The 1453-nt window shown below is 39.9% G+C and carries 1 pseudogene; it reads left to right on the forward strand.

Features of this window, described 5'->3' with window-relative positions:
• Positions 1 to 129: 129 nt before the first annotated feature.
• Positions 130 to 1343 (forward strand): annotated as a pseudogene (locus tag QUB52_RS29085) (ISAs1 family transposase).
• Positions 1344 to 1453 lie beyond the last annotated feature (110 nt).

A 1453-nucleotide genomic window follows, 5' to 3' on the forward strand; every position in this document is an offset into this window, starting at 1 on the left:
CAGGGCAAGCTCATCTAATTTGGTATAAATTGTACTTGACAAAAAGGCAATGATCGGGTGTGCACCATTTAATGATGGGCAATTCTATAATGTCTAAAATAGTAAGTCGGCTTCGTGAGGTAAAACTTTATGGATAAAGGATTTGCACCAATTCAGACCACATCTGAATCCAAGTTAGGGCTGAACAAAAAACAACCCATTTCCATGCAACAGTTACAAGAGAGCTTGTCACATTATTTTGATGACGTACCGGATCCGAGAGTTAACCGAACTAAACGCCACTTACTTAAAGACATTATTGTGATTGCCCTCTTATCCACAATAGCCGGAGGTGATGGATGGCAGGACATGGAAAATTATGGCATCAGTAAGCTGACTTGGTTAAAAGAATTTTTAGAGTTACCGAATGGTATTCCGAGCGATGACACGTTTAGAAGGGTCTTTGAACAATTGGAACCCGAAATTTTAGAACAAAAATTAACCTTATGGGTTCAGCACTTAATTGGGCCAGTTATCCAAGAAGTTATTCCCATTGATGGAAAAACACTTAGAGGGTCTTATGACCGAGAAAATGGGATAAAAAACTTACATTTAGTCACCGCCTGGGCGAGTGAGAATCGATTGGTACTCGGACAGGTTAAGGTGGAAAATCATTCAAATGAAATCACAGCCATTCCAGCCCTCTTAGAATTAATTGATATCACCGGAGCGACTATTACAATGGACGGGGGACTCAAACTGAAATAATTCGGCTAATTCATCAAAAAAAGGCCAATTATGTAGTCACCTTAAAAAGCAACCATCCCACTCTTTATAATCAAGTCAAGAATTGGTTTGAAACCGCCCAATCCCATCAATTTAAAGGGATTAAAATTGATGAAAATCATCAGACAGAATCCGCCCATAGCCGAGTGGAAACTCGAAAAGTTTGGGCTTTTCCAGTCGCGGCATTAGGAGGACTTTATAAACAAGACGAATGGGCTGGTCTTCAAAGTATTGTTGTAGTAGAGCGATTCCGTTATTTGTGGAATAAAACGACTCACGAACTGCACTTTTATTTAAGTTCTTTACCCCCCAATGCTCAGATTAATGGGAGGATTATTCGTCAACATTGGACTATTGAAAATCAAGAACACTACGTTTTAGATGTCACTTTTAATGAAGATAGCTGCCGGATTCGGTCATTACATAGCCCTCGGAACTTGGCTACCATCCGAAGGCTGTCCCTGAATGCGATCAATCAAGAAACTACTTTCAAGGGTAGCTTACGGCAGAAAAGGAAGCGGGCCGCTATGAATGATGGTTACATGATGCTTATTCTCAAATCCTTGTACCCAGACTGATTGAGATGTTTTTAACCCCCTAGAATCTCTAATCCCAAACGGCTGTGCTTTAACTCTATAATTTCTATTTGTCAAGTACAATTTATACCAAATTAGATGAGCTTACCCTG

The sequence above is a fragment of the Microcoleus sp. A6-C6 genome, assembly GCF_036705955.1.
In the GTDB taxonomy this organism is placed as follows: Bacteria; Cyanobacteriota; Cyanobacteriia; order Cyanobacteriales; family Microcoleaceae; genus Microcoleus.